The organism is Sutterella massiliensis (genome assembly GCF_016899755.1).
Classification (GTDB): Bacteria; Pseudomonadota; Gammaproteobacteria; order Burkholderiales; family Burkholderiaceae_F; genus Sutterella; species Sutterella massiliensis.
On sequence record NZ_JACJJC010000292.1, the window covers coordinates 1 to 446 of the forward strand.

1 protein-coding gene is annotated in these 446 nt (G+C 58.5%); it reads right to left on the bottom strand.

Features of this window, described 5'->3' with window-relative positions:
* On the bottom strand, positions 1 to 446 hold a 446-nt coding region (locus tag H6A60_RS12620), incomplete at both ends, for a hypothetical protein (RefSeq protein WP_205105179.1).

Here is a 446-nt window from a genome sequence, read left to right on the forward strand (position 1 = left end):
GCCGACGTGCGATACATCACGTCGGCTTTGCGAACGACTTGGTTGAGGAAGTAGTAGTCGCGCAGCACTTGGGACATCGTCGGGTACTTCTTGGCGAGCACCTTGAACTCTTCGTTGAGCTGCAGTCGCGCCTTGGCGAGCCGGTCGAGCATGTCTTTGGCTTCCATCATCTTCGAAGAGCCCAAGGACGCCGAAACGGTGTTCATCAAATCGTTCATGAGGGCATACGACTCCTGGATGGCAATGGCGTACGAAAGCTTGTAAGCGAGTTCGCGAGCGCCGCCCGGCGAATTGGCGGAGAGATTGCGAACGAGTGCGCCGGCCGAATCGGGCAGGATTGCGAGCAGCGCCTTCTCCTGATCGGTCAGCTTGTTCCCGGCCGCAGGATTGGCGTACTTCGGGATGATGCCCGTCGCATCGTTGCTGCCGACGAGCATGTAGTAGAT